This is a genomic window from Parvimonas sp. M20, assembly GCF_035282425.1.
GTDB lineage: Bacteria > Bacillota > Clostridia > Tissierellales > Peptoniphilaceae > Parvimonas.
The window spans coordinates 1-259 of the sequence record NZ_JAYKBQ010000213.1 but is presented as its reverse complement, the minus strand read 5'-3'; the positions used below and the strand labels follow the sequence as shown (position 1 = coordinate 259).

General features: G+C 53.7%; 1 protein-coding gene. It reads right to left on the bottom strand.

Going from position 1 to position 259, the window contains the following annotated elements:
• Positions 1 to 259, bottom strand: a 259-nt coding sequence (locus VJI93_RS09000; RefSeq protein ID WP_324009357.1) for a hypothetical protein, incomplete at both ends; no start/stop codon positions are given.

The window sequence follows — 259 nt, the reverse complement described above, 5'->3', positions numbered from 1 at the left end:
ATGCCCCCACCCCCAGCGCCAGTATCGCCACCGCCAGCCGCAATAATTGCAGTCAGTGCGTTAGCTGTAGCATATGCGGTTGCAGTCAACGTAGTAAGTGCTGCAGTATTAGCGGTCTGCGCAGAAGTTGACGCCAGTAGTGACGCTGCCTTGGAATCGGTGCCATTAGTCTTACCCGAGATGAACTGTTCAATACCATCGAACAAGTTATCCAGGGAGTTTTCAAGGAATCGATCCCGCAGGCTTTCCCACAGCGAGG